The sequence below is a fragment of the Streptomonospora sediminis genome, assembly GCF_054778995.1.
Genome location: NZ_BAAGYZ010000082.1, coordinates 1 through 20,233, shown reverse-complemented (window position 1 = coordinate 20,233; position 20,233 = coordinate 1). Strand labels below are relative to the sequence as shown.

Genomic DNA, 20,233 nt, shown 5'->3' with positions numbered 1-20,233 from the left:
TGGTTATGCCGGGTTGGCGGGAGCCGTGCTGCGGCGGGGACGGCGGGCAAAGGGGGCGGCGAGGGTGATCAGGGCGGGCAGCGCGGCCAGTGCGACCACCGCCGGCATGTAGGAACCGGTCAGGTCGCGGCCCAGCGAGAGCAGCAGCGGTGCCACGGCCGTCGACGACACCGCCACGGCCTGGGTGAGTCCGCGCAGCGTGCCCAGGCTCGCCGTTCCGTAGTAGAAGGGGAACGCCGCCGCTTCAACCGACCGCGCACCCGAGGCCGCCGCGCCCAGGATCATCCCGTAGGCGATGGCGGAGGCGCCGGGCCCCACGAACGGGAGCATGCACAGCCCGGCCACCTGCATGGCCATGCACAGCATGATCAGCAGTTTCGGTGGGAAGCGGTCGGTCGCCGAACTGAAGACGAAGGCGGCCAGCAGGCCGGCCGCGGTCTGGGGTAAGAAGTTCGCCGCCGCCTGGGCGGGCGTCAAGCCCTGTTCGCCGAGGATGTCGATCTGGTGGAAGAACACCGCCGTGGTCACCAGGCCGCTGCACGCGACCGCCGCGGTGATGACCCAGAACATCGACGTCCGCACGATTGACCGCAGCGGCCAGGCGGGGTTGCCGGCGCCGTCTGCCTCCGCGCTGTCGGCTTCGGCGCTGCCGGTTTCGAGACTGTCCGTTTCCGCGTCGCCGGGATCGCCGCCGTCCGCTCCAGCCACCGCCTGCTGCGGCGGCGCCGTGCGCCTACCGCCGCGCACACCGCGCAGCCCCCAGACCGCGATCGGCAGCGCGATGGCCCAGACGGCCACCGCCTCGCCGAACACGGCCGCGCGCCAACCGAACTCGGCGATGAGGATCTCCGCCGCCACAGGGACCAGCGAGATCCCCGCTGTGCCAACCGCGGTGGTGATGCCGATGGCGGTGCCGCGCTTGCGGGTCACGGCGATGGCGACGGCGGTGGTGGCCACCAGCGTCATTCCGCCCTGGCCCATCGCGCGGGCGCCCACAAAGGCGATCGTCAGCCCGACGATGCCTTCGACCAGCGAGAGCAGCGTGAGGAACGAGCCGAATACGAGTGCCACGGCCGCGAGGACGGGCCGCACGCCGAACCGGTCGACGGCGCGCCCGATCCAGGGCAGGGCCAGGGCGCCGCACAGGGTGCCGATCAGATACGCGGTGGAGACGGCGGAGCGGCTCACGTCCAAGTCGGCGATGAAGTGGTCGATCAGCACCGACATGCCGGCGGTCTGACCGGGGCCGCTCAGGGCCAGGACCGCGCCGCACAGCGCGACCGCGACAGCGGGGCGGGCCGTCCTGGCGCTGCCGCCGTCTCCGGTTGCGGGGTTGGTGCCGGCCGGGGATCCGGTCTGGGGGCGGGAGGACAGCGAGGACACCTGCCTTCGTCGGTGCGGCCGCGGCAACGGAGGGCGCTGGGGGGCGGCGCGGGCGTGGGGCGATCGGATGTCTCTAGGGGCGGCGGCCGTCTCGGCGGGCAAGGGGGGCCGCCGCGCACCGGGCCGTGCGGTTAGCGCCGCTTACGTGCAGTGACAATGGAATACGGTATCCCACCGCCCATCCGCCCTTTCGGCCGGTCCCCGCAGTCGGGCCCGCACCGCAGGGCAACCGCGGGGCAGCAGCGGCCGAACGCGCCGGTGGAACACCACGGAACGTGCGCTGGGAGAGGGCTCAGGGCGCCAGCCCGGCGTGCGCGATGGCCTGGCGCAGCAGGACGTCCTGTCCGCCGCTCATCTCCTGCTGGACGCTTTCGCCCACCGCCTCCTCCGGGGAGACCCACACCAGGTCCAGCGCGTCCTGGCGGGGACGGCAGTCGCCGGTGACCGTGACGATGTAGGCCAGCGAAACCGCGTGCTGGCGGGGGTCGTGGAAGGGGGTGACGCCCGGGGTGGGCAGGTACTCGGCGACCGTGAAGGGCTGGGGCGACGCCGGAACCCGCGGTAGCGCGACCGGCCCCAGGTCCTTCTCCAGGTGGCGCAGCAGGGCGTCGCGGATCCGCTCGTGGTAGAGCACCCGGCCCGAGACCAGCGAGCGGCTGATGGTGCCGTCGGGGGCCACACCCAGCAGCAGACCCACGCTGGTCACCGTGCCGGAGTCGTCGACGCTCACCGGCACGGCGTTGACGTAGACGATGGGCAGGCGCCCGCGCGCCTCCTCGATCTCGGTGCGGGAGAGCCAGCCGGGCGAGGTGTCCGTGGTTTCCGTCATGCTGCGTTTCTACCCCATGGGCCCCTGCGGCACCGGAGTGCGTCCCGTCTCACACCGGCCGATGGCACTGCGGCCCCGGCGGTCCGGTAGCGCTGCGGCCCTGTCCGGCACCGGGCCACGATCAATCGGGCTCATCGGGGTGTTTCAACGCCCCGGATCCGTACTTCCACACAATGAACGAATAACAAAGGACGGCAAGAACAGAGAGCAGCAGTCCACCAAGCGGAACCGTGGCAAAGTAGACGCTGTTTTCAGATATATACCTGGACGCCGCCGGCTCGGGAAACGGGCCGGCGCATCCGATTTTAATATATTTGATCACCCAGCACGAAAAGAAGCACCCCGCCGGGAAGGCGAGCATGCCGGCAAAACATCCGAGCAAGGCGACCGGTGGGCGCCTGTACTCGCATGAGCGGTCTTCTCCGTCCATAACACCTCCAGCCCGGGGCCGCCATTGTCGGGGTTATCGAATTTCATGTTGAATTCAAAGGCTGCTTGGTCGCCACCAAAAAAGCAGTCCGGATCGCCCGATCCGTACTGTGGAGTTCGCAATCCGATGTGTCCGGACTCTGACTCGCGAAGCTGGAATAATCCATGGGGTACACCCACTTGCCCCAAGCGGCCCAACGGCCTCGTTGAGCCCGGCACGGCTTTCCACCGGTGCGGGCTCTATGCTTGCCCACCATGGAGCTCCGGCATCTTGAGCATTTCTGCGCCGTCGCCGACGCCCAGCACTTCACGCGGGCGGCCGAGGTGCTCGGGATCGCGCAGTCGGGGCTGTCCGCGTCGGTTCGGGCGTTGGAGCGCGAACTCGGGGCGGAGCTGTTCGTGCGCACCACGCGCAGGGTCCGGCTCACCGAGGCCGGCCGTGCCCTGCTGACCGAGGCCCAGCGCACCCTGGCCGCCGCCGCGGCCGCCCGCGAGGCGGTGACTGCGGTGCGCGGTCTGCTGTCCGGCACACTGCGGGTGGGCACCGAGCAGTGCATGGCCGCGGTCGAACCGGTCGCGCTGCTCGCCGACTTCCGCACCCGCCACCCCGGCGTCGAGGTGCACCTGATGCAGGCGGGGTCGGCGCGGCTACTGGAGGCCGTGCGCACCGGGGATCTCGACCTCGCCTTCGTCGCCGGTGTTGCGCCGCCCCAGGGCGTGGCCGTGCGCCCGCTGGCGGAGGAACCGCTGATGCTGCTGTGCCGGCCCGGCCACCCGCTCGCCGACTCCGGCGAGCTGGAACCCCGCCGCCTGTCCGGCGAGGTGTTCGTCGATCTGCACCCCGACTGGGGCGCCCGCCGGACCGCCGATGCCGTGTTCAGCGCCGCCGGAGTGCAACGCACGGTGTCGATGCAGGTCAGCGACGTGTTCACCTTGTTGGACCTGGTTGCGCGCGGGCTGGGTGTGGCGGTGGTGCCGCGCCCTGTCACCGCCAAACCGCAGGCCCGGGCCCTGTGCGCCGTGCCGCTAACCGCCACCGCGACCTGGCAGGTAGGGGTGGCGGAATCGTGCACGCGCCGCCCCAGCGCAGCCGCCCACGCGCTACTCGCCATGATTCAGCACCAAGAATGCTGAATCCGATCCGCAACGGGTGTTGGACGCGGTGCGGGCGACTGGCCACCATGGCCCCAGGGAGGGGCGTCCAACACGCGGCCGGCGCCCCGCTGCCCCGCGCTGCAAGTGGCGGGGCAGCCGCTCCCACGCGATAGGGCGGCAACGAAAGAGGGCATCGCTTCATGACGCAGGAAGTGCGCGGAGTCGTCGCGCGGACCAAGGACGCACCCGTCGAGATGACGACGGTCATAATCCCCGACCCCGGTCCAGGCGAGGCCGTGGTCCGGGTGCAGGCGTGCGGTGTGTGCCACACCGACCTGCACTACAAGCTGGGCGGTATCAGCGACGAGTTCCCGTTCCTGCTCGGGCATGAGGCCGCGGGCGTCGTCGAGACCGTGGGCGCCGGCGTCACCGATGTGGAACCCGGCGACTTCGTGGTGCTGAACTGGCGGGCGGTGTGCGGGCAGTGCCGCGCCTGCAAACGCGGCCGGCCGTGGTACTGCTTCGACACCCACAACGCCGCCCAGCCGATGACCCTGGCCGACGGCACTCCCCTCTCCCCCGCGCTGGGCATCGGCGCGTTCGCCGACAAGACCCTGGTGGCCGCCGGCCAGTGCACCAAGGTCGACCCGAAAGCGGCGCCCGCCGCTGCCGGGCTGCTGGGCTGCGGGGTGATGGCCGGTATCGGCTCGGCCATCAACACCGGCGCCGTCGGGCGCGGCGACAGCGTCGCCGTGATCGGGTGCGGCGGGGTCGGCGGGGCGGCGATCGCCGGCGCCCGCCTGGCCGGGGCGAGCCGCATCATCGCGGTCGACATCGACCGGCGCAAGCTCGACAAGGCCACCGGCCTGGGGGCCACGCACACCGTCGATGCGCACGAGAAGGACCCCATCGAGGCGGTGCGCGAGCTGACCGGCGGGTTCGGCGCCGATGTCGTCATCGAGGCCGTGGGCCGCCCCGAAACCTACAAGCAGGCGTTCTACGCCCGCGACCTGGCGGGCACGCTGGTGCTGGTGGGCGTGCCCACCCCGGAGATGACCCTGGAACTGCCGATGCTCGACGTCTTCGGGCGCGGTGGCGCGCTGAAGTCGTCCTGGTACGGTGACTGCCTCCCCAGCCGCGACTTCCCGATACTGGTCGACCTCTATCTGCAGGGCAGGTTTGATTTGGACTCGTTCGTTACCGAGACCATCCCACTGGAGGGCATCGAGGGCGCCTTCGCCAAGATGCACGACGGCGACGTGCTCCGCTCGGTGGTGGTCCTGTGAGCGCGCGGGTGGAGCACCTGACCACGTCGGGGACCTTCTCCCTCGACGGGGGCAGCTGGGAGGTCGAGAACAACGTCTGGATCCTCGGCGATGACGACGAGGTCCTCGTCATCGACGCCCCGCACGACGCGAAGGCCATCGCGGCGGCGGTGGGCGGCCGGAGGCTGGCCGCGATCGTGTGCACCCACGCCCACGACGACCACGTCCGGGTGGCGCCGGAGCTGGCCGAGCAGGCGGGCGCACCGGTGCTGCTGCACCCCGACGACCGTGAGCTGTGGGCGCTGACCCACCCCGACCGCGAACCCGACGCGGAGCTCGCCGACGGCGACGTGCTCACCGTTGCCGGGGTCGGTGTGCACGTGTTGCACACGCCCGGCCACTCGCCGGGCAGCGTGTCGCTGCACGTGCCCGAACTGTCGGCGCTGTTCAGCGGCGACACCTTGTTCCAGGGCGGGCCGGGGGCGACGGGCCGGTCGTTCTCCGACTTCGGCACCATCGTCGCCTCGATCCGCGACCGGTTGCTGGCCCTCGATCCCGCGACCGTCGTGCACACCGGGCACGGGCCGACGACGACCGTCGGCGCCGAGGCTCCGCACGTGCAGGAGTGGATCGACCGCGGCCACTGATCCGGTGGTGCACGCGGCGGGCTGCGGGGGGCGCTCCGCGGCCCGCTGCGCGGCCGGGCGGTTCAGGGCCGCGGGCCCGCGGCCCCGGCGCCCACTGCCGCGGCGATCCCGGTGACCAGCCGCTCCAGGATGGGCCGCGGGGTGGCGAAGTTGAGGCGGGCGAATCCGCGCCCGGGCTCGCCGCAGGCGGGGCCGTCGACCAGCACGATCCCGGCCCGTTCGTGCAGCACGCGCCCCGGGTGGTCGCCCAGTCCCAGGGGGCGCAGGTCCAGCCAGGCCAGATACGTGCCTTCGGGCGGGATGTAGCCCGCCTCCGGCAGGTGCTCGGCGAGCAGGCCGGCCAGCGCGCGCCGGTTGCCGTCGAGGTAGGCCAGCACGTCCTCCAGCCACGGGCCGCCCCGGGTGTAGGCGGCGGTCGCGGCGGCGACCCCGAACGTGCCGGCGCCGTTGGACAGCACCGGGCCGATCCGGGCCATGGTCTCGGCGTCGCCGGGGTTGGTGACGATCAGTTGGGCGCACTTGAGGCCGGGCACGTTCCAGGCCTTGGACGCCGAGGTGGCGGTCACGGCCTGCCGGGCGGTCTCCGGCGACAGCGACGCGTAGGGCACGTGGCGGTGTCCTGGGTAGGTCAGCGGCGCGTGGATCTCGTCGGCGAACACGCGGCCGCCATGGCGTTCGACGACCTCGCTTAGCGCGGTGAGTTCGTCGGCGGTGAAGACCCGGCCCAGCGGGTTGTAGGGGTTGCACAGGGTCAGCAGGTGCCCGCCGGCGCGGAATGCGGCGTCGATGCCGTCGAGGTCGAGCACGTGGCGGTGGCCGTCGGAGGCCATGGGGACCTCGATGATGTCGCGGCCGAGGCTGCGGGGCACGGCCAGAAACGGCATGTAGGCCGGGGTGGGCAGGATCACCGGGCTGTGCGGGCGCGAAAAGTGCGTGATGGCGGTCTCGAAGCCCTTGACCACGTCGGCGATCGCGTGGACGGCGGCGGCCTCGACGTGCCATCCGTAGCGGTCGTACTGCCACTGCGCGCAGGCGCGGGACATGGCCGCTGCGGCGCGGGGCGGCAGGTAGCCGAAGCCCATGGAGTCCACGGCGGTGTGCAGTGCCTCGGTGATCGGCGGTGCGGTGCCGAAGTCCATCTCGGCGATGAACGCCCCCAGGGTGTCATCGCCGTGCAGGGTCCACTTGACGCCGCCGCGGGAGCGGAGGCTGTCGATGGTCACCGCGTCGAACGCACTCGCCTGGCTCACTGGCCGTCCTTTCCGAGCGTGGGCGCCCGCGGCGGCACCGCGCCGCGGCGGCCCCCGGTAGCGGTGCCGGGGGCCGGCGGGGCGCGGCGGGCCGCGGTCGCTGGGCGCGGCCGCGGGCGGCACCCGCCGGTCGGGCACCTCCCGTTGCCTTCGGCCACCCTAAGCGGCGCCCGTTTCCGCGGCCCGGCCGGCTCCGGTAGGGCCCGCGGAAGTGCTCAGACGGCCGCGGTGCCGCCCTTGCCCGAGGTGCGCACCAGATCGGTGAACAGCTCCTCCCACATCGGGTGGACGGCCTGGGGCGTGTAGGTCTGCGATGTCTTGAGCGCCTCGGCACCCATGGACGACCGCAGCGAGTGGTCGTCCATGAGCCGCGAGACCGCCTCGGCCAGACCGTCGACGTCCTTCGGCGGCACCAGCACCCCGTCCTTGCCGTCGGTGATGACGTCGGCGGGCCCGGTGGGGCAGTCGAAGCTGACGACCGGCAGGGCGTGGGTCATCGCCTCGATGACGACCATCGGCAGCCCTTCGAACCGGGAGCTGAGGATGTAGAACGCCGACTTGGTGAGCTCGTCGTCCATCGTGTCGGTGTGGCCCATCAGGAAGACGTGGTTGTAGAGGTGGTGCTTCTCGATGAGGGCCCGCAGGTCGGCCTTGCGCTTGCCGGTACCGAAGATCCGCAGCTGCCAGTCGGGGTGGCGCTTGATGACCTGCTCGAACGCGGGGATCAGCATGTCGAACCCCTTTTGCGGGATGAGCCGGCCCGCGGCCAGGGCGATCTTGTTGCTGTGGTCGGAGAGCTCCTGCTCGGCGGAGTGCACGGCGTTGGGGATGCGCACGACCCGGGTGCCGGAGAGCAGTTTCTCGTAGTCCTCGCGGTCGCGGTGGGTGAGTACCGCCACCGCGTCGAAGCGCGGGTAGTACTTCTCGATCGCCTTGCGTACGTCTTTGCGGTGGGTGGCCAGGTTCATGTGCTCCTGGGCGACCCGGATCAGGCCGGTGTCGGCGTAGCGCGCCGAGAGGATGTTCAGCGCCGGACGCGTGGTCACCAGGATGCCGTCGCGCACGCTCTTGATGTAGCGGATCACTTCGCGTTCGACGTAGCGGTTGAACGCCTCGGCGCCGAACTCGCCTTCCGGGACGATCGAACCGCCGAGGTTCGCGAGCCGGTCGCGTTCCCACTTGCGGTAGCGCGCGACCAGCCCGCGCTGCTGCTCGGCGGCCCCGTCGGAGGCGGGGGCGCGGCCTTTCTCGGCGCGGTTGTCGACGATGTGGCTCAGCTTGATCCGCTCGTCCCGCGGGAAGTTCGGTTCGTCCTTGTGCCGCAGGACACTGACGACCTCGACTTCGTGGCCCAGTTTCGCCATGGTGCTGGCCTGGTTGAAGACCGTGCGGATGGTGCCGCCGGTACCGAAGGCGTTCAGCAGCAGGTAGCGGATCCTCATCGCGATTCCTTGCCGGGTGACTCGGACTGGGGGCTGGGGACGCACTCGACGGAGAGGTTGTCCTTGATGGTGTAGAACGGCCGGACGTCCAGCCGCGCACCGCCGGTTTCGGCCTGCTGAGCGGGGAAGACCATGATCTTCTTCTTGCCGCGGATGTCGTCGAGGTGCCGGCCGACGCGCAGCCACGTGTCGGGGCCGGATTCGAGCAGGTCCGCGGGCGCCGCGTAGAGGTCCCACTTGATACCGTCGTCCGGCGTGCCGGCGGCGGAGCCGGCCGGGACGAAGTCGCCCAGCGGCACCGACACGTCGAAGCGGCCGCCGGTCACGGGCAGGTCGTACTGCAGCCTGGTTTCGGTTTCGCGCAGCACGATCACCAGGTGCCAGGGGCCGTCGCCGGTTGCGGCGCCGCCGCGGAGGTCGCCGACGATGCGGACGGCTCCGTCGCGGGGCCACACCTCGGCGATCTCGGCATGCGGGGTTTCGGTCTGGGCGTTCACGTGACGGCCGCTCCTTCGCGTGCGCTGCTGCCGCCGTCGCCCTCGCTCTCGCTCTCGCCTTCGCCGATGTAGCCCCACTTTTCGCTGATCTTGCGCAGCACCTCGGGGATCTCGGCGGCCTCGGGGAGTTTGCGGCCGGGCTGGACGCTGCCGGAGCGGATCTTGTCCTTCCAGTCGCCGAGGCCCTTGGTGAAGCCGCCCTCGGCGCCGTCGCCGTACTCCAGCATCTCCGGCTCGTAGTCCAGCCGCAGGTGGTCGCAGATGCGCTGCAGTTCACCTGCGGGGTCGGCGGTGAGGTCCTCGTAGCGCACGGTGTGCGACGAGGGCAGGCCCTGGCGCGCCCGCTCGACCGCGTTCATGTAGCGCAGCGCGTCCTCGGCGGCCTCGTCGGCGGTGCGTTTCTCGGGGTCGGCCTCGTGCCAGGACTTGGCGATGGAGACCGGGTGGCGCAGCAGGCAGATGAAGCGGGCGTCGGGCCAGCAGGCGGCGATGCGTTTCCAGACAAAGGCGTTGCTGGGGGTCTTCTCGACGATGAAGTCCTTGCCGGAGCGGGCGAGTTCGCGGTGCATGACGCGGTCCCACAGCAGGTGCTCGATGTCGCCGCGCTCCAGGTCGCAGGCTGCCATCGCACGCTCGGAGAGCTTGGTGCGGAAGTGCACCTCCAGGCGGCGGATGTGCAGCTCGTGGGGGGCGTGCAGCTGGGAGTGCGCGTTGAGCAGCAGGCGCAGCAGCGTCGATCCCGACCGCACCGGGGAGATGACGAAAATCGGGCGGTCCAGCAGGCGGTCGAGCTCGGGGTTCTCCGGAGCGCGGAAGGGGACGTCGACCTTGGGCGGCTTCTTGGGGGCCGGCGCAGCGGCCGCCGGCTTGGCCTTGGGTGCCGGCTCCTGCTTCTTACGGGCCCTGCGCAGCTCAACGCCCACGGTCGCACCGAGCGCCGAGTTCATCTTGCGTAGAAGATCCATGCTCATGGAACTTATGGCTCTTTTCGACTGGGAGCAAAGGAAACAGTTCGTCTTCGTTAACGCCGCAGCCGACCGCTGTCCACCGGAGAGACACCCGGTTCCCGGATGATTCCCGGGAGGGGTACACCCCGCTGTACGGTCGCGCAGGTATGCCCGGCACGCGCGGGGGATCGCGTACAGGCACCGCCCGGCGCCCGGTTCGCGAAGCGCCGGCGGCCGAAGCCGCGAACGCTGCGAGCCGGAGCCGCGGAGAAACGGGCCGGCGCCCGCTTCGACCGCGTTCGCACCGGACCGCTGGGCCGTGAAGTCGATGACGCGGCCACTGCCACGATAACCGCCGCTGAGTAGCCGTTCGAGCACCCGCGGCCCTCCGCGCCGCGCCGATCCGCTCCGGCGCCGCCCCGCCCCCCGCCCTACCAGCACGGGTTCACATATAACACACAGGTTTTCACCACATGCAGTTTCCGCGCAGATTCCCCTCGCGGTTCGCGCTGCTCAGGGGCGGTGCCGCCCGCCGGGCGCGCGCCGCTGTCTGCGCAGGCCAGGCCGGCGGTGTGCGGTGCGCCGCCGGAACCGGCCCGCCGACGCACCCGCCCCAGGGCACGCGCGTGCACCGGCGGCCCGCCTTGCGGTCCGGCGCACCGGCGCCTCAGCTGATCCAGCGGACATCCGCGGGCAGCGGGTGGTCCTCCTCGCGCAGACCGCGCAGGCAGTCCAGGAAGCCGCGGGCCGGCGGGGGCAGGCGGCGGTCGCGCGGCAGCACCACGCTCAGCCGCCGGTCCAGCACCGGGCGCACCAGCGGCAGGCGGACATGGTCGGCGAAGCTCATCAGCACCTCCACCAGCGCCGGCATCGCCGAGACACCCAGCCCCGCCGCGAGCAGGCCGCCCACCGTCGAGACGTTGCCCGCCTCGGTCACACCGCCCGGCCGCACCCCTGCGTCGGCGAAGGCGCGGTCGGTGCCGGCCCGCACGCTGGAGTCGGCGCCCACCGCGATGAACTCCTCGCCGCTGAAATCGGCCCAGGCCAGCTCGGCGGCGCCGGCGCGGTGGTGTGCGGGAGGCAGCACCGCGAAGAAGCGGTCCTCGGCGAGCGGGTGGGCGCGCAGGTCGGCGGGCAGCCCTTCGGCGGCGGTGATGGCCAGGTCGGCCGCGCCCGAGCGCAGCCGCTCCAGGGCAGCCTCCGACATCCCGTCGAGGATGCGCACGGCGATGTCGGGCCGCTGCTCGCGGAACCGCGCGATGACCGGGGGCAGCAGCACCGCGGCCACCGAAGGCAGCGTCGCGATGGTCACCACGCCGCGTTCACCGGCCAGGTAGCGCTCCAGGTCGGCCATTTCGGCGCGGTGGGCGGCCAGGATCCGCTCGGCCGCCTCCAGCAGCCGCCGGCCCTCCGGTGTGCGGCGCATCCGGCGGGTTGTGCGGTCGAACAGCCGCACGCCCAGGGCGCGCTCCATCTCCAGCACCGTGCGGCTCAACGAGGATTGCGCCACCCGGAGTTCGACCGCGGCGGCGGTGAAACTCTCGGCGCGGGCAACCGCGGCGAAGACGCCCAACTGGCGCAACGACAGGTCGGGCCACTCCGGGCGGGCCGAAGCGTCCGGGACGCCGCCACCGGCGCCGTGCGTGCCCTCAGCGCCGTTGATGCCGTTAGTGCCGTTAGTGCCGTCCATGCAATCCGAGCATAGATCCTTGTCCGATTGATGTTGGACGCGCAACAGCCGGTCTTGCCAGCATGGGTGGCAGCCACCACGTGAGGCGCATCACATCTGGCTCGCCTTCGCAAAGGACCGTCGACATGCTCACCGCAATGGGCTTCGTGACCATCGCAGCCGTACTCGGCCTCCTGCTGTCCAACCGGGTCTCGGCCGTCGTCGCGCTCATCGGCGTGCCGGTGGCCGCGGCGCTGGCCGCGGGCTTCTCCCCCACCGAGATCGGCGAGTTCGCCGGTACCGGCATCTCCGGTGTCGCCGGCACCGCGGCGATGTTCGTCTTCGCCATCCTCTACTTCGGGGTCATGCGCGACGCCGGGCTGTTCGATCCCGTCGTCCGGCGCGTACTGGCCTTCGCAGGCAGCAACCCGGTGACGATCGCGCTGGCCACGCTGGTGCTGGCCATGCTCACCCACCTCGACGGCGCCGGGGCCACGACCTTCCTCATCACCATCCCGGCGATGCTGCCGCTGTACGACGCGCTGGGCATGCGGCGGCTGGTGCTGGCCGCGCTGACCGGCCTGGGCGCGGGCATCATGAACATGGTCCCGTGGGGCGGCCCCACCGCCCGCGCGGCCTCGGCGACCGGCATCGACGCCAACGCGCTGTGGGCGCCGCTGATCCCGGCGCAGCTCGCGGGCATCGCCGCCTGCCTGGCCGTCGCCTACCTGCTGGGGCGCCGCGAGAAGTCGCGCATCGCCGCCGCCTCGGCCGCCCCCGCACCCGAGACCGCACCGGCCGGCGCCCCCGCATCCGGTTCTGCATCCGCACCTTCGGCCGAATCCGGCGCCGGCGCCGACTCCGACTCCGGCGAGCCCACCGGCGGCGAAAGCGCCCTGCGCCGCCCCGAACTGTTCTGGGTCAACGCGGCCCTGACCGCGGCCACCGTCGCCGTGCTGATCGCCGGGCTGCTGCCGCCCGAACTCACATTCATGCTCGCCCTGGTCATCGCACTGCCGCTGAACTACACCGGCCTCAAGGCGCAGACCGACCGCATCAACGCCCACGCCCAGGGCGCGGTACTGATGGCGAGCACCCTGCTGGCCGCCGGGGTCTTCCTGGGCATCATGGAGGAGAGCGGCATGATCGACGGGATGGCCAAGGCCCTCACCGGCGCGATGCCCGACGCGGTCGGCCCCGGCCTGCCGCTGTTCGTGGGGCTGCTCGCCGTGCCGCTCAGCCTGCTCTTCGGTCCCGACGCCTACTACTTCGCGGTGCTGCCCGTGCTCACCGCCGTCGGCGACACCTTCGGCATCCCCGGCGGCACACTCGCCCAGGCCTCGATCGTGGGCGAGGAGACCGTCGGTTTCCCCGTCAGCCCGCTCACCGGGTCCTTCTACCTGCTCACCGGGCTGGCGGGCGTCCCTATCGGCAGCCACATCCGCTTCCTGCTGCCCTGGGCCTGGCTGGTGAGCCTGGTGGTGCTGGCCGCGGCAATCGTGACCGGCACCATCCCGCTGTGGGCCGGCTGAGCCCGGGCACACCGCAACAGCACCGCCACCACACACCGCAACCGGGGGGAAGCAGCACACGTGAGCAGAACACAGGCCCGGATCGGCTGCGGCGCGGGGTTCGCCGCCGACCGCATCGAACCGGCCGTCGACCTTGTCGAACGCGGCGGCCTGGACGTCATCGCCCTGGAGTGCCTGGGCGAGCGCACCGTCTCGCTGGCCGCGCTGCGCAAACTGTCCGACCCGCACGGCGGATTCGACCCCATGCTGCGCAAGCGCATGTCCGCCCTGCTGGAGCCGCTGAGCCGCACCGGCACCAGGCTCGTGACCAACGCAGGCGCCGCCGACCCGGTCGCGGCGGCCCGTATGGTCCGCGACCTGGGCACGGAACTGGGCGTGCCCACCACCGCCGCGGCGGTCACCGGCGACGACGTGCTGGACCGCATCGACCTGTCGGCACCGGCGTGGGAGGACGGCGCCCCGCTGGAGTCCCACGGCGAGATCGTCTCGGCCAACGCCTACATCGGCGCCGACGCGCTGCTTCCGGCCCTGCGCGGGCCGGCGCCGGTGGTCATCGCCGGGCGGGCGGCCGACCCGTCGCTGTTCCTCGCGCCGCTGGCGCACCTGCTGGGCTGGGAGCCCGGCGATTGGGAGCGCATGGCGGCCGGAACACTGGTGGGCCACCTGCTGGAATGCGCGGGGCAGGTCACCGGCGGCTACTTCGCCGATCCCGCCCGCAAGCCGGTCGCGGGACTCGCCGACCTGGGCTACCCGCTCGCCGAGGTCGGCGCCGACGGTTCCGCGGTGGTCACCAAGCTGCCCGGTACCGGCGGCCGGGTGGACCGGATGACCGTGGTCGAACAGCTCACCTACGAGGTCACCGACCCGCGCGCCTACCTCACGCCCGATCTGGAGTTGGACATGAGCGCCGTTCAGGTGCACGACGACGGCGGCGACCGCGTGCGGGTGCACGGCGCCCGCGGCCGGCCGCGCCCCGGCGCGCTCAAGGCCAGTGTCGGCTACCGCGCCGGGTTCCGCGGCGAGGGGGAGCTCTCCTACGCCGGGCGGGGCGCGCTCGACCGCGCCCGCTTGGCCGCCGAAGTGGTACGCGAGCGGCTGGGCGGCGCGGTCCCGCGGCTGCGGGCCGACGTGATCGGGTACGGAGCGCTGCACGGCGACGCGCTCGCCGCGGGCACCGAACCCTACGAGTGCCGCCTGCGCGTCGCGGGTACGGCCCCCGACCGCGCGACCGCCGAGGCGGTGGGCGAGGAGGTGAGTGCGCTGTACACCTCCGGCCCGGCGGGCGGCGGCGGGCTGCGTGTGGGCACCACCGAGGTCGTGGGCGTGCTGTCCACGACGATCCCGCGGGAGCGGGTCGAGACCGACGTCGTCGTTTTCGAGGGGAGCGCCGAGGCATGAGGGTCCGGCTCTACGACATCGCCCACGCGCGCGCCGGCGACAAGGGCAACCTCAACACCATCTCGCTGATCCCCTACGACCCCGGCTGGTACCCGCTGCTGTGCTCGGCGGTGACGCCCCGGCGGGTGGCCGAGCACTTGGCCGAGCGGGTCGCGGGCGAGGTGGTGCGCCACCGGCTGGACAACCTGCCCGCGCTGATCTTCGTCTGCCCGCGGGCGGGCGACGACACGGTCACCACGTCGCTGTTCCTGGATGCCCACGGCAAGAGCCTGGGGCCGGCGCTGCTGGAGCTGGAGGTGGAAGCGCCGGCGGACGAGGTGCCGGGCGGCCCGGGCCGTATGGGACTGCCGGGGGCCGGACGGCGGGTGTGACGGCGTTTACCATTGGCGGTGTGGAGGACCGCCCCGCGCCAACGGCCGCGCCGATGCACCGGGTCTACAGCGAGGCGGTGCTGTTGGGCGCCGCCGCCTACGCCGTCCTGTTGCAAATCGCCCGCCCGGGCGTCGGGCAGGGTGTGCGCGACCACAGCGACTTCTCGCGGCGGCCGGTCGACCGGCTGCGCGGCACGCTGGTCTTCGTGTACGGCGTGGTGTTCGGCACCGCCGACGAGGCCGAACGTATTTCGCGGATAGTGCGCGCGGTCCACAAGCGGGTGGTCGGTCCGGGTTACAGCGCGCAGGACCCCGATCTGCAGGTGTGGGTGGCGGCCACGCTCTACGCCTGCGACATGCACATCTACGAACTCGTCTTCGGCCCGATGGACCCCGGCGAGAAGGAGCAGGTGTACCAGTACGCCGCGGTCTTTGCCACGGCGCTCGGCTGCCCCCGCGACCGGTGGCCGGCCACCCGCGCCGAATTCGACCGGTACTGGCAGGACCGGATCGCGGCCATCGAGGTCGACGACACGGCGCGCGCCATCGCACACGACCTGTTCCACCCGGCCAACCCGGTGGTGCGCATGCTGGTGAAGGTGCAGCGGTTCCTCGCGGCCGGGCTGCTGCCCGAGCACGTGCGCGAGGGGTTCGGCCTGGAGTGGGGGCCGGTGTCGCAGCGCAGGTTCGACCGGCTGGTGGCTGTCGTGCGCGCCGTGTACCCGCGGCTGCCGATGGCCGTGCGTTCGTTGCCGCGCGACTTCTACCTCTACGACATGCGCAAGCAGGCCGCCCGCGGCGGACGCCGCCGCAGGCGCGCCGTCCGCCGCTGCCCGTGACGCGGTAGCGGCGGACGGTCCTGCCCGTCCGGCGGGCAGGACCGTCCGCCCCGTGCTCACGGCCCCGTTGGCCTCCTGAGCCACTTCGGGTCGATCCTCTCGGGCTCCGGCGCGCCGAGGTCGGCGAGGTCGTGGCCGTGCGGGTAGCCGGGATAGGTGCGGTTGCCCGGGTCGGCGGCCAGGCGCGAACCGCGCCGCGGCGGTAGCTGGGTCTCGACCGCTGCGCGCATGCGCAACGCCGTGTGCACCGCCGGGCCCAGCCACCGCGGCGGGGGCGCGAACCCGAACGCCTCGCGGGTGCGGTCGTCGAGCAGGGCCCGCACGCCCGCGTCGGCCGCCGGCCGCAGCGGCGCGGGAAACCACGAGCGGAACACGTCCAGCGTGGCGCGCCCGACCCGGGCGTTGGTGTCGGCGTAGCGGAAGTGGTCGCGTTCGTAGCGGGCCTTGAACGCGCGGAAAGAGGCGAGATCGGGCGGAATGTCGCGGATGTTCATCCGGCGCCCCACGTCGGTGTAGTGGTGCAGTCCGGCCAGCTGTTCCGCGCGGGTGAGCCGGCGCCACCCGTACCGGTCGATCCAGTCGATGGGTTCGAAGATGAAGGTGGAGAGCACGTAGCGCATGTCGTCGTTGGCGATCGCGAACCGGTTGTGCATGCGGTTGATCGAGCGCAGGCTCTGCCGGCCGCGCTCGGAGCCGGCGCCGTGCTCGGCGATCTCGGCCATCAGCAGCGCGGTGTCGTCGTAGCGCCGCTGCCCGCGGCGGCCGAACTCGCCGGTGGCGTCCAGCAGCGCCGAGATCGAGGGCACGCAGTAGGTGCGGTACAGCGCCAGTTCCAGCGCGCGCGTGTAGTCCCAGGGGAACTCATGGCCCGCGGAAATGCGGTAGATCCGGTGGTAGTCGGTCGCGGGGTCCAACTCGGCGATGCGCCGCAGCCAGTAGAAGCGGTCGCGGCGGCGGGCGGGCGGTTCCGGTTTCGGGCGGGACATGGCCGGGGCGTTGCCTTTCGTCGGCACTGCGGGACGGGCGGGACCACCGGGCGGTGACCGGGGAGCCGGGCTCCGCGGCAGGCGGCCCCGGCAGCGGCGCATCCGCGGGGAGGGATCGCCGCGCCGGGCACCGGCACCTCGGACACGCGCTGTGCCCGCTGGGTGACCGCCTCGATGCGCGTTACATTCAACCCGCCGGCACTCGCTCTGTATAGCGCGGCCCGTGCCGCCGCGGTCGCCGTATGGCAGCACGGCAGCACGGCAACGCCCTGCTCGTCCGGGAACCCCCGCTTCCTCCGCCGCTCATCGCTATCGGGTCCGCGGCCGGGCATTGAGCGCTTCGGGGCAACGGGCCGCCGCGTCCGGCTTACAGGTTGTCCGTGTAGAAGTCGGCGAGCCGGTCGACGGCGGCGTCGACGTACTCGGGCTCGTCGTACATCTCGTAATGGCCGGCGCCCTCGACCACCATGAGATCGACCGGGTTGGGTGCCAGTTCCCAAAGCTTCATGCCGGACTCATAGGAGCCGGTGTTGCCGATGCGTCCGGCGAGGACGACCTGCAGCGGCTGGGTCATGAGCTGGTCGACCAGGTGGTACGCGTCGTAGCCCAGGAGCAGGGAGTCGCCGCGGGCAAGGCGGCGGTTCGTCGTGTGCTCGTTCCAGCCCCGCCCGGTGCGGTAGAAGGTGATCGCCTGGGTGGTGTCGATATCGGTCAGCCCTGCCGCGGCGGCATCCGCCAAGGTGTCGGGCAACCAGTTCACGCGGGTCAGCTCTCCACTGCGGGTCTCTGCAGTGCGCGCGTCGGCCATGGCATCGAGCGCGGCCGCCGGGCCGTCCGGTTGGAAGCCGCGGAACGACGTGCCCATATTGCCCGGAACGACCGTTCCAACCGCTTTGATGCGGTGGTCCGTACGGGCGGTGTGCACCGCATAGCCGCCGCCTGCGCAGATGCCGAGGACGCCGATGCGCTCCGGGTCGATGCCGGGCATCGTGCTGAGCGCGTCGATCGCGTAGGAGATGTCCTCACCGCGGCGGTACGGGTCCTCGAGGTCGCGGGGCTCACCGCCACTCCGGCCCTGGTGGGCGGGGTCGAACACCAGCGCCGCGATGCCCCGGGCGGCGAGGCGGGATGCGTAATTCGCACCGATCTGCTCCTTCACACTGCTGCCAGGCGTGGAGAGCACCACGGCGCGCAGCGGCGCGGCCCCGTCGGTGCCGTCGGGCAGATGGAGGTCGGCCGCGAGCTCGATCGGTCCGCGCGGGACCGTGACATGCTGAAGCACCTGATGGCACCTTCCACGTATGATTCGTGCGATAACCGATCAGTCCGAAGCTGATCTAATACGAATTTGAACTAGTTCCAAACTGTACCACCAGGATGAGGGGGGTCGCGTGTCGGTTGACGCCGCCCAGTTGTGGACGCTGAACCATCGCCTGCTGACCGTCGTGATGGATGCCTGCAGCGCCGAACTGGCCGAACTCGGCCTGGAGACCAAGGAGTTCTTCGTGCTAGCCGAGGTGACCGCGTCGCCGTACCCGGCAGAGCTGGCGGCGACGCTGATGATCCCCAAGGCGAGCGTGACGGTCTACGTGCGCAACCTCGTCGCAAAGGGGCTCATTCGCCGCGAGATCGACGACGCGGACCTGCGGCGGCATCGGCTCGTACTGACCGCCGCGGGCGAGGCGGCGCGGGATCGTGCGCTCGCAGCGCTCGCGGCGGAGTTCGACCGCAGGCTGGCGAGGATTGCCCCTCGCGATCGCACCGAGCTGCAGCGGATCCTCCTGGCCCTGCTTGAGCCCGCGCAGTAGCCCGACCCGCCCCTGCATCTCCGCGGACCGCGTGACCAGCAGGTGCGCAGCGATCGGATTCGAGCCGGCGGAAAGCCCGGCGGATCGGCGGAAGTATAGCGCAGTGCGGAATTGAGCCGGCCGCCGGTCCGCCGCCGGCGGTGATTCCCCCATAACGGCCGCGGTGAAATTCCGTGCGGCGACACCGGAGCAATTATCTCCCGTATCACATGCCACTTCTTTAACTTCCGTCGCACTCGTGTTTCTCGGCAACACGGAGCCTTATCCCGGGTTTCGGACGGGCGAAACTCCACCTGTCCGCGGCCCCGCGGTAGCCGGCCCCTGAGCGCCGCAACGCCTGCGGGCAACCGGATCCCGACTCACCGCGACCGGACCGGCACCCCGATACCGGCTGTCCGGTTTGCCACCTAAGACCCAAAGCAGCCAAATCCCCTGAACTGGAAATTCCAGCAGCTGATCGCCCGATTGCGACGGATGCGGCTGGATCACCGCCAATCACTTCTCTAAGCTGGGCGAGTCGATCTTCGTCCCCTCATTAGTGAGGCGCAGCATGACCACAGTTCCGGACACGCCCAGCGTCCCCGACATCCTCTCCGCTGAGTTCACGGCCGACCCGTATTCCGCCTACCGGATCATGCGCAGCGAGGCACCGCTCATCTGGCACGAGCCGATGCAGAGCTACATCATCTCCCGCTACGAGGACGTGCAGCGGGCGTTCAAGGACGAAGTGTTCACCACCGCCAACTACGATTGGCAGCTGGAGCCGGTGCACGGCCGCACCATCCTCCAGCTCAGCGGGCGCGAACATGCGGTGCGCCGGGCCCTGGTGGCGCCGGCGTTCCGCGGCAGCGAGCTGCGCGAGAAGTTCCGCCCGGTCATCGAGCGCAACGCCCGCGAGCTGATCGACGGGTTCCGCGGCGCCGGATCGGCCGACCTGGTCTCCCAGTTCGCCACGCACTTCCCGATCAACGTCATCGTCGACATGCTGGGCTTGGACAAGGCCGACCACGACCGGTTCCACAAGTGGTACACCAGCATCATCGCGTTCCTCGGCAACCTCACCCAGGACCCCGATGTCGCCGCCGACGGCCTGCGCACCCGCCAGGAGTTCGCCGACTACATGATCCCGATCATCCGCGCGCGCCGCGAGAACCCGGGCGACGACCTGCTGTCGGTGCTGTGCCGGGCCGAGATCGACGGCACCTCGATGAGCGACGACGACATCAAGGCGTTCTGCAGCCTCCTGCTGGCCGCCGGGGGCGAAACCACCGACAAGGCCATCGCCGCCATGTTCGCCAACCTGCTGGCCCACCCCGACCAGTTCGAGGCCGTGCGCGCCGACCGCTCGCTGATCCCCAAGGCCTTTGCCGAGACACTGCGCTACAGCCCGCCGGTGCACATGATCATGCGCCAGCCCGCCGAAGACGTCGTCTTCAGCGGCGGCGCGGTACCCGCGGGCAGCACGGTGACCTGCCTGATCGGCGCCGCCAACCGCGACCCCGAACGCTACGCCGAACCCGACTCCTTCGACGTCTTCCGCACCGAGCTCGACGCCTCCACCGCCTTCACGGCGGCGGCCGGCCACCTCGCCTTCGCGCTGGGCCGGCACTTCTGCGTCGGCGCGCTACTCGCCGAGACCGAGGTGGAGGTCGCGGCCAACATGCTGCTGGATGCCATGCCCGACGCCCGCCTGGCCGACGACTACGCGCGGCGCGACGCCGGCGTGTTCACCCGCGGCCCGGAACGGGTGCCCGTGGACTTCACCCCGCGCAGCCAGGCGTCCGGGACCGCCTGAGGCGGCCGGTCCGCTGCCCGGCCGCCGGCGAACCGGCGGCGGCGCGCGCAC

Annotated in this window: 19 protein-coding genes; 9 read left to right on the top strand and 10 right to left on the bottom strand. The window is 71.6% G+C overall.

From position 1 onward, the window contains the following. Positions 1-3 precede the first annotated feature (3 nt). The 3 genes from ACYVD5_RS16790 to ACYVD5_RS16780 all read right to left on the bottom strand — a co-directional run bounded on the left by ACYVD5_RS16790 (position 4) and on the right by ACYVD5_RS16780 (position 2,642). The gene (locus ACYVD5_RS16790; protein WP_461001996.1) at positions 4-1,383 is read right to left on the bottom strand and encodes an MFS transporter; all 1,380 of its coding nucleotides are present in this window, start codon (positions 1,381-1,383) and stop codon (positions 4-6) included. Positions 1,384-1,675: 292 nt separating this feature from the next. Beyond that, entirely contained in the window at positions 1,676-2,212 is a 537-nt protein-coding gene (locus ACYVD5_RS16785; protein ID WP_461001995.1) for an NUDIX hydrolase family protein, read from the bottom strand. Positions 2,213-2,333: 121 nt separating this feature from the next. Beyond that, positions 2,334-2,642, bottom strand: coding sequence for a hypothetical protein (locus ACYVD5_RS16780; RefSeq protein ID WP_461001994.1), 309 nt, complete (start codon positions 2,640-2,642; stop codon positions 2,334-2,336). Between the two features lie 254 nt (positions 2,643-2,896). Between ACYVD5_RS16780 and ACYVD5_RS16775 the strand changes: the two genes are divergently transcribed. From ACYVD5_RS16775 to ACYVD5_RS16765, 3 genes are all read left to right on the top strand, one after another. After that, complete coding sequence (locus tag ACYVD5_RS16775) at positions 2,897-3,775, top strand: LysR family transcriptional regulator (RefSeq protein ID WP_461001993.1); 879 nt, start codon at positions 2,897-2,899, stop codon at positions 3,773-3,775. Positions 3,776-3,936: 161 nt separating this feature from the next. Further along, positions 3,937-5,022, top strand: coding sequence for an S-(hydroxymethyl)mycothiol dehydrogenase (locus ACYVD5_RS16770; RefSeq protein ID WP_461001992.1), 1,086 nt, complete (start codon positions 3,937-3,939; stop codon positions 5,020-5,022). Continuing rightward, positions 5,019-5,648, top strand: coding sequence for an MBL fold metallo-hydrolase (locus ACYVD5_RS16765; RefSeq protein ID WP_461001991.1), 630 nt, complete (start codon positions 5,019-5,021; stop codon positions 5,646-5,648). Before ACYVD5_RS16770 ends, ACYVD5_RS16765 begins: the two co-directional genes overlap by 4 nt. A 62-nt stretch (positions 5,649-5,710) precedes the next feature. Here the strand turns inward: ACYVD5_RS16765 and ACYVD5_RS16760 are convergent, their stop codons facing one another. From ACYVD5_RS16760 to ACYVD5_RS16740, 5 genes are all read right to left on the bottom strand, one after another. Continuing rightward, on the bottom strand, positions 5,711-6,898 hold the full coding sequence (locus tag ACYVD5_RS16760) for a MalY/PatB family protein (RefSeq protein ID WP_461001990.1): 1,188 nt from the start codon (positions 6,896-6,898) through the stop codon (positions 5,711-5,713). A 215-nt stretch (positions 6,899-7,113) separates the two neighbouring features. Continuing rightward, a complete protein-coding gene (locus ACYVD5_RS16755) occupies positions 7,114-8,340 on the bottom strand; it encodes a glycosyltransferase family 4 protein (RefSeq protein ID WP_461001989.1) in 1,227 nt (408 codons plus the stop codon). After that, positions 8,337-8,837: a hypothetical protein gene (locus ACYVD5_RS16750; protein ID WP_461001988.1), complete on the bottom strand. Its 501-nt coding sequence runs from the start codon at positions 8,835-8,837 to the stop codon at positions 8,337-8,339. The genes ACYVD5_RS16755 and ACYVD5_RS16750 overlap by 4 nt, the downstream gene beginning before the upstream one ends. Continuing rightward, complete coding sequence (locus ACYVD5_RS16745) at positions 8,834-9,808, bottom strand: sulfotransferase family protein (RefSeq protein WP_461001987.1); 975 nt, start codon at positions 9,806-9,808, stop codon at positions 8,834-8,836. The genes ACYVD5_RS16750 and ACYVD5_RS16745 overlap by 4 nt, the downstream gene beginning before the upstream one ends. 643 nt (positions 9,809-10,451) lie before the next feature. Continuing rightward, positions 10,452-11,474, bottom strand: coding sequence for a LysR substrate-binding domain-containing protein (locus ACYVD5_RS16740; protein WP_461001986.1), 1,023 nt, complete (start codon positions 11,472-11,474; stop codon positions 10,452-10,454). Between the two features lie 125 nt (positions 11,475-11,599). On the opposite strand from ACYVD5_RS16740, the gene ACYVD5_RS16735 reads away from it, so the two are divergent. The 4 genes from ACYVD5_RS16735 to ACYVD5_RS16720 are packed head-to-tail and all read left to right on the top strand — an operon-like array spanning position 11,600 to position 15,593. Then, a complete protein-coding gene (locus ACYVD5_RS16735; protein WP_461001985.1) occupies positions 11,600-12,985 on the top strand; it encodes a CitMHS family transporter in 1,386 nt (461 codons plus the stop codon). Between the two features lie 60 nt (positions 12,986-13,045). Then, positions 13,046-14,383 carry an acyclic terpene utilization AtuA family protein gene (locus ACYVD5_RS16730; protein ID WP_461001984.1) on the top strand — a complete coding sequence of 446 codons (1,338 nt, stop codon included), beginning with the start codon at positions 13,046-13,048 and terminating at the stop codon, positions 14,381-14,383. Next, entirely contained in the window at positions 14,380-14,754 is a 375-nt protein-coding gene (locus tag ACYVD5_RS16725; RefSeq protein ID WP_461001983.1) for an AtuA-related protein, read from the top strand. The genes ACYVD5_RS16730 and ACYVD5_RS16725 overlap by 4 nt, the downstream gene beginning before the upstream one ends. Positions 14,755-14,774: 20 nt before the next feature. After that, positions 14,775-15,593, top strand: a complete 819-nt coding sequence (locus tag ACYVD5_RS16720; protein ID WP_461001982.1) for an oxygenase MpaB family protein — start codon at positions 14,775-14,777, stop codon at positions 15,591-15,593. 56 nt (positions 15,594-15,649) lie between these two features. Here the strand turns inward: ACYVD5_RS16720 and ACYVD5_RS16715 are convergent, their stop codons facing one another. Together ACYVD5_RS16715 and ACYVD5_RS16710 are read right to left on the bottom strand one after the other, a co-directional pair. Beyond that, positions 15,650-16,579, bottom strand: coding sequence for an oxygenase MpaB family protein (locus ACYVD5_RS16715; protein WP_461001981.1), 930 nt, complete (start codon positions 16,577-16,579; stop codon positions 15,650-15,652). A gap of 367 nt (positions 16,580-16,946) precedes the next feature. Continuing rightward, a complete protein-coding gene (locus ACYVD5_RS16710) occupies positions 16,947-17,861 on the bottom strand; it encodes an alpha/beta hydrolase (protein ID WP_461001980.1) in 915 nt (304 codons plus the stop codon). Between the two features lie 109 nt (positions 17,862-17,970). Between ACYVD5_RS16710 and ACYVD5_RS16705 the strand changes: the two genes are divergently transcribed. Further along, positions 17,971-18,387 (top strand): MarR family winged helix-turn-helix transcriptional regulator, encoded by a 417-nt coding sequence (locus tag ACYVD5_RS16705; RefSeq protein WP_461001979.1) that lies wholly within the window; start codon positions 17,971-17,973, stop codon positions 18,385-18,387. Positions 18,388-18,937: 550 nt separating this feature from the next. Next, entirely contained in the window at positions 18,938-20,182 is a 1,245-nt protein-coding gene (locus ACYVD5_RS16700; protein ID WP_461001978.1) for a cytochrome P450, read from the top strand. Positions 20,183-20,233: the final 51 nt, after the last annotated feature.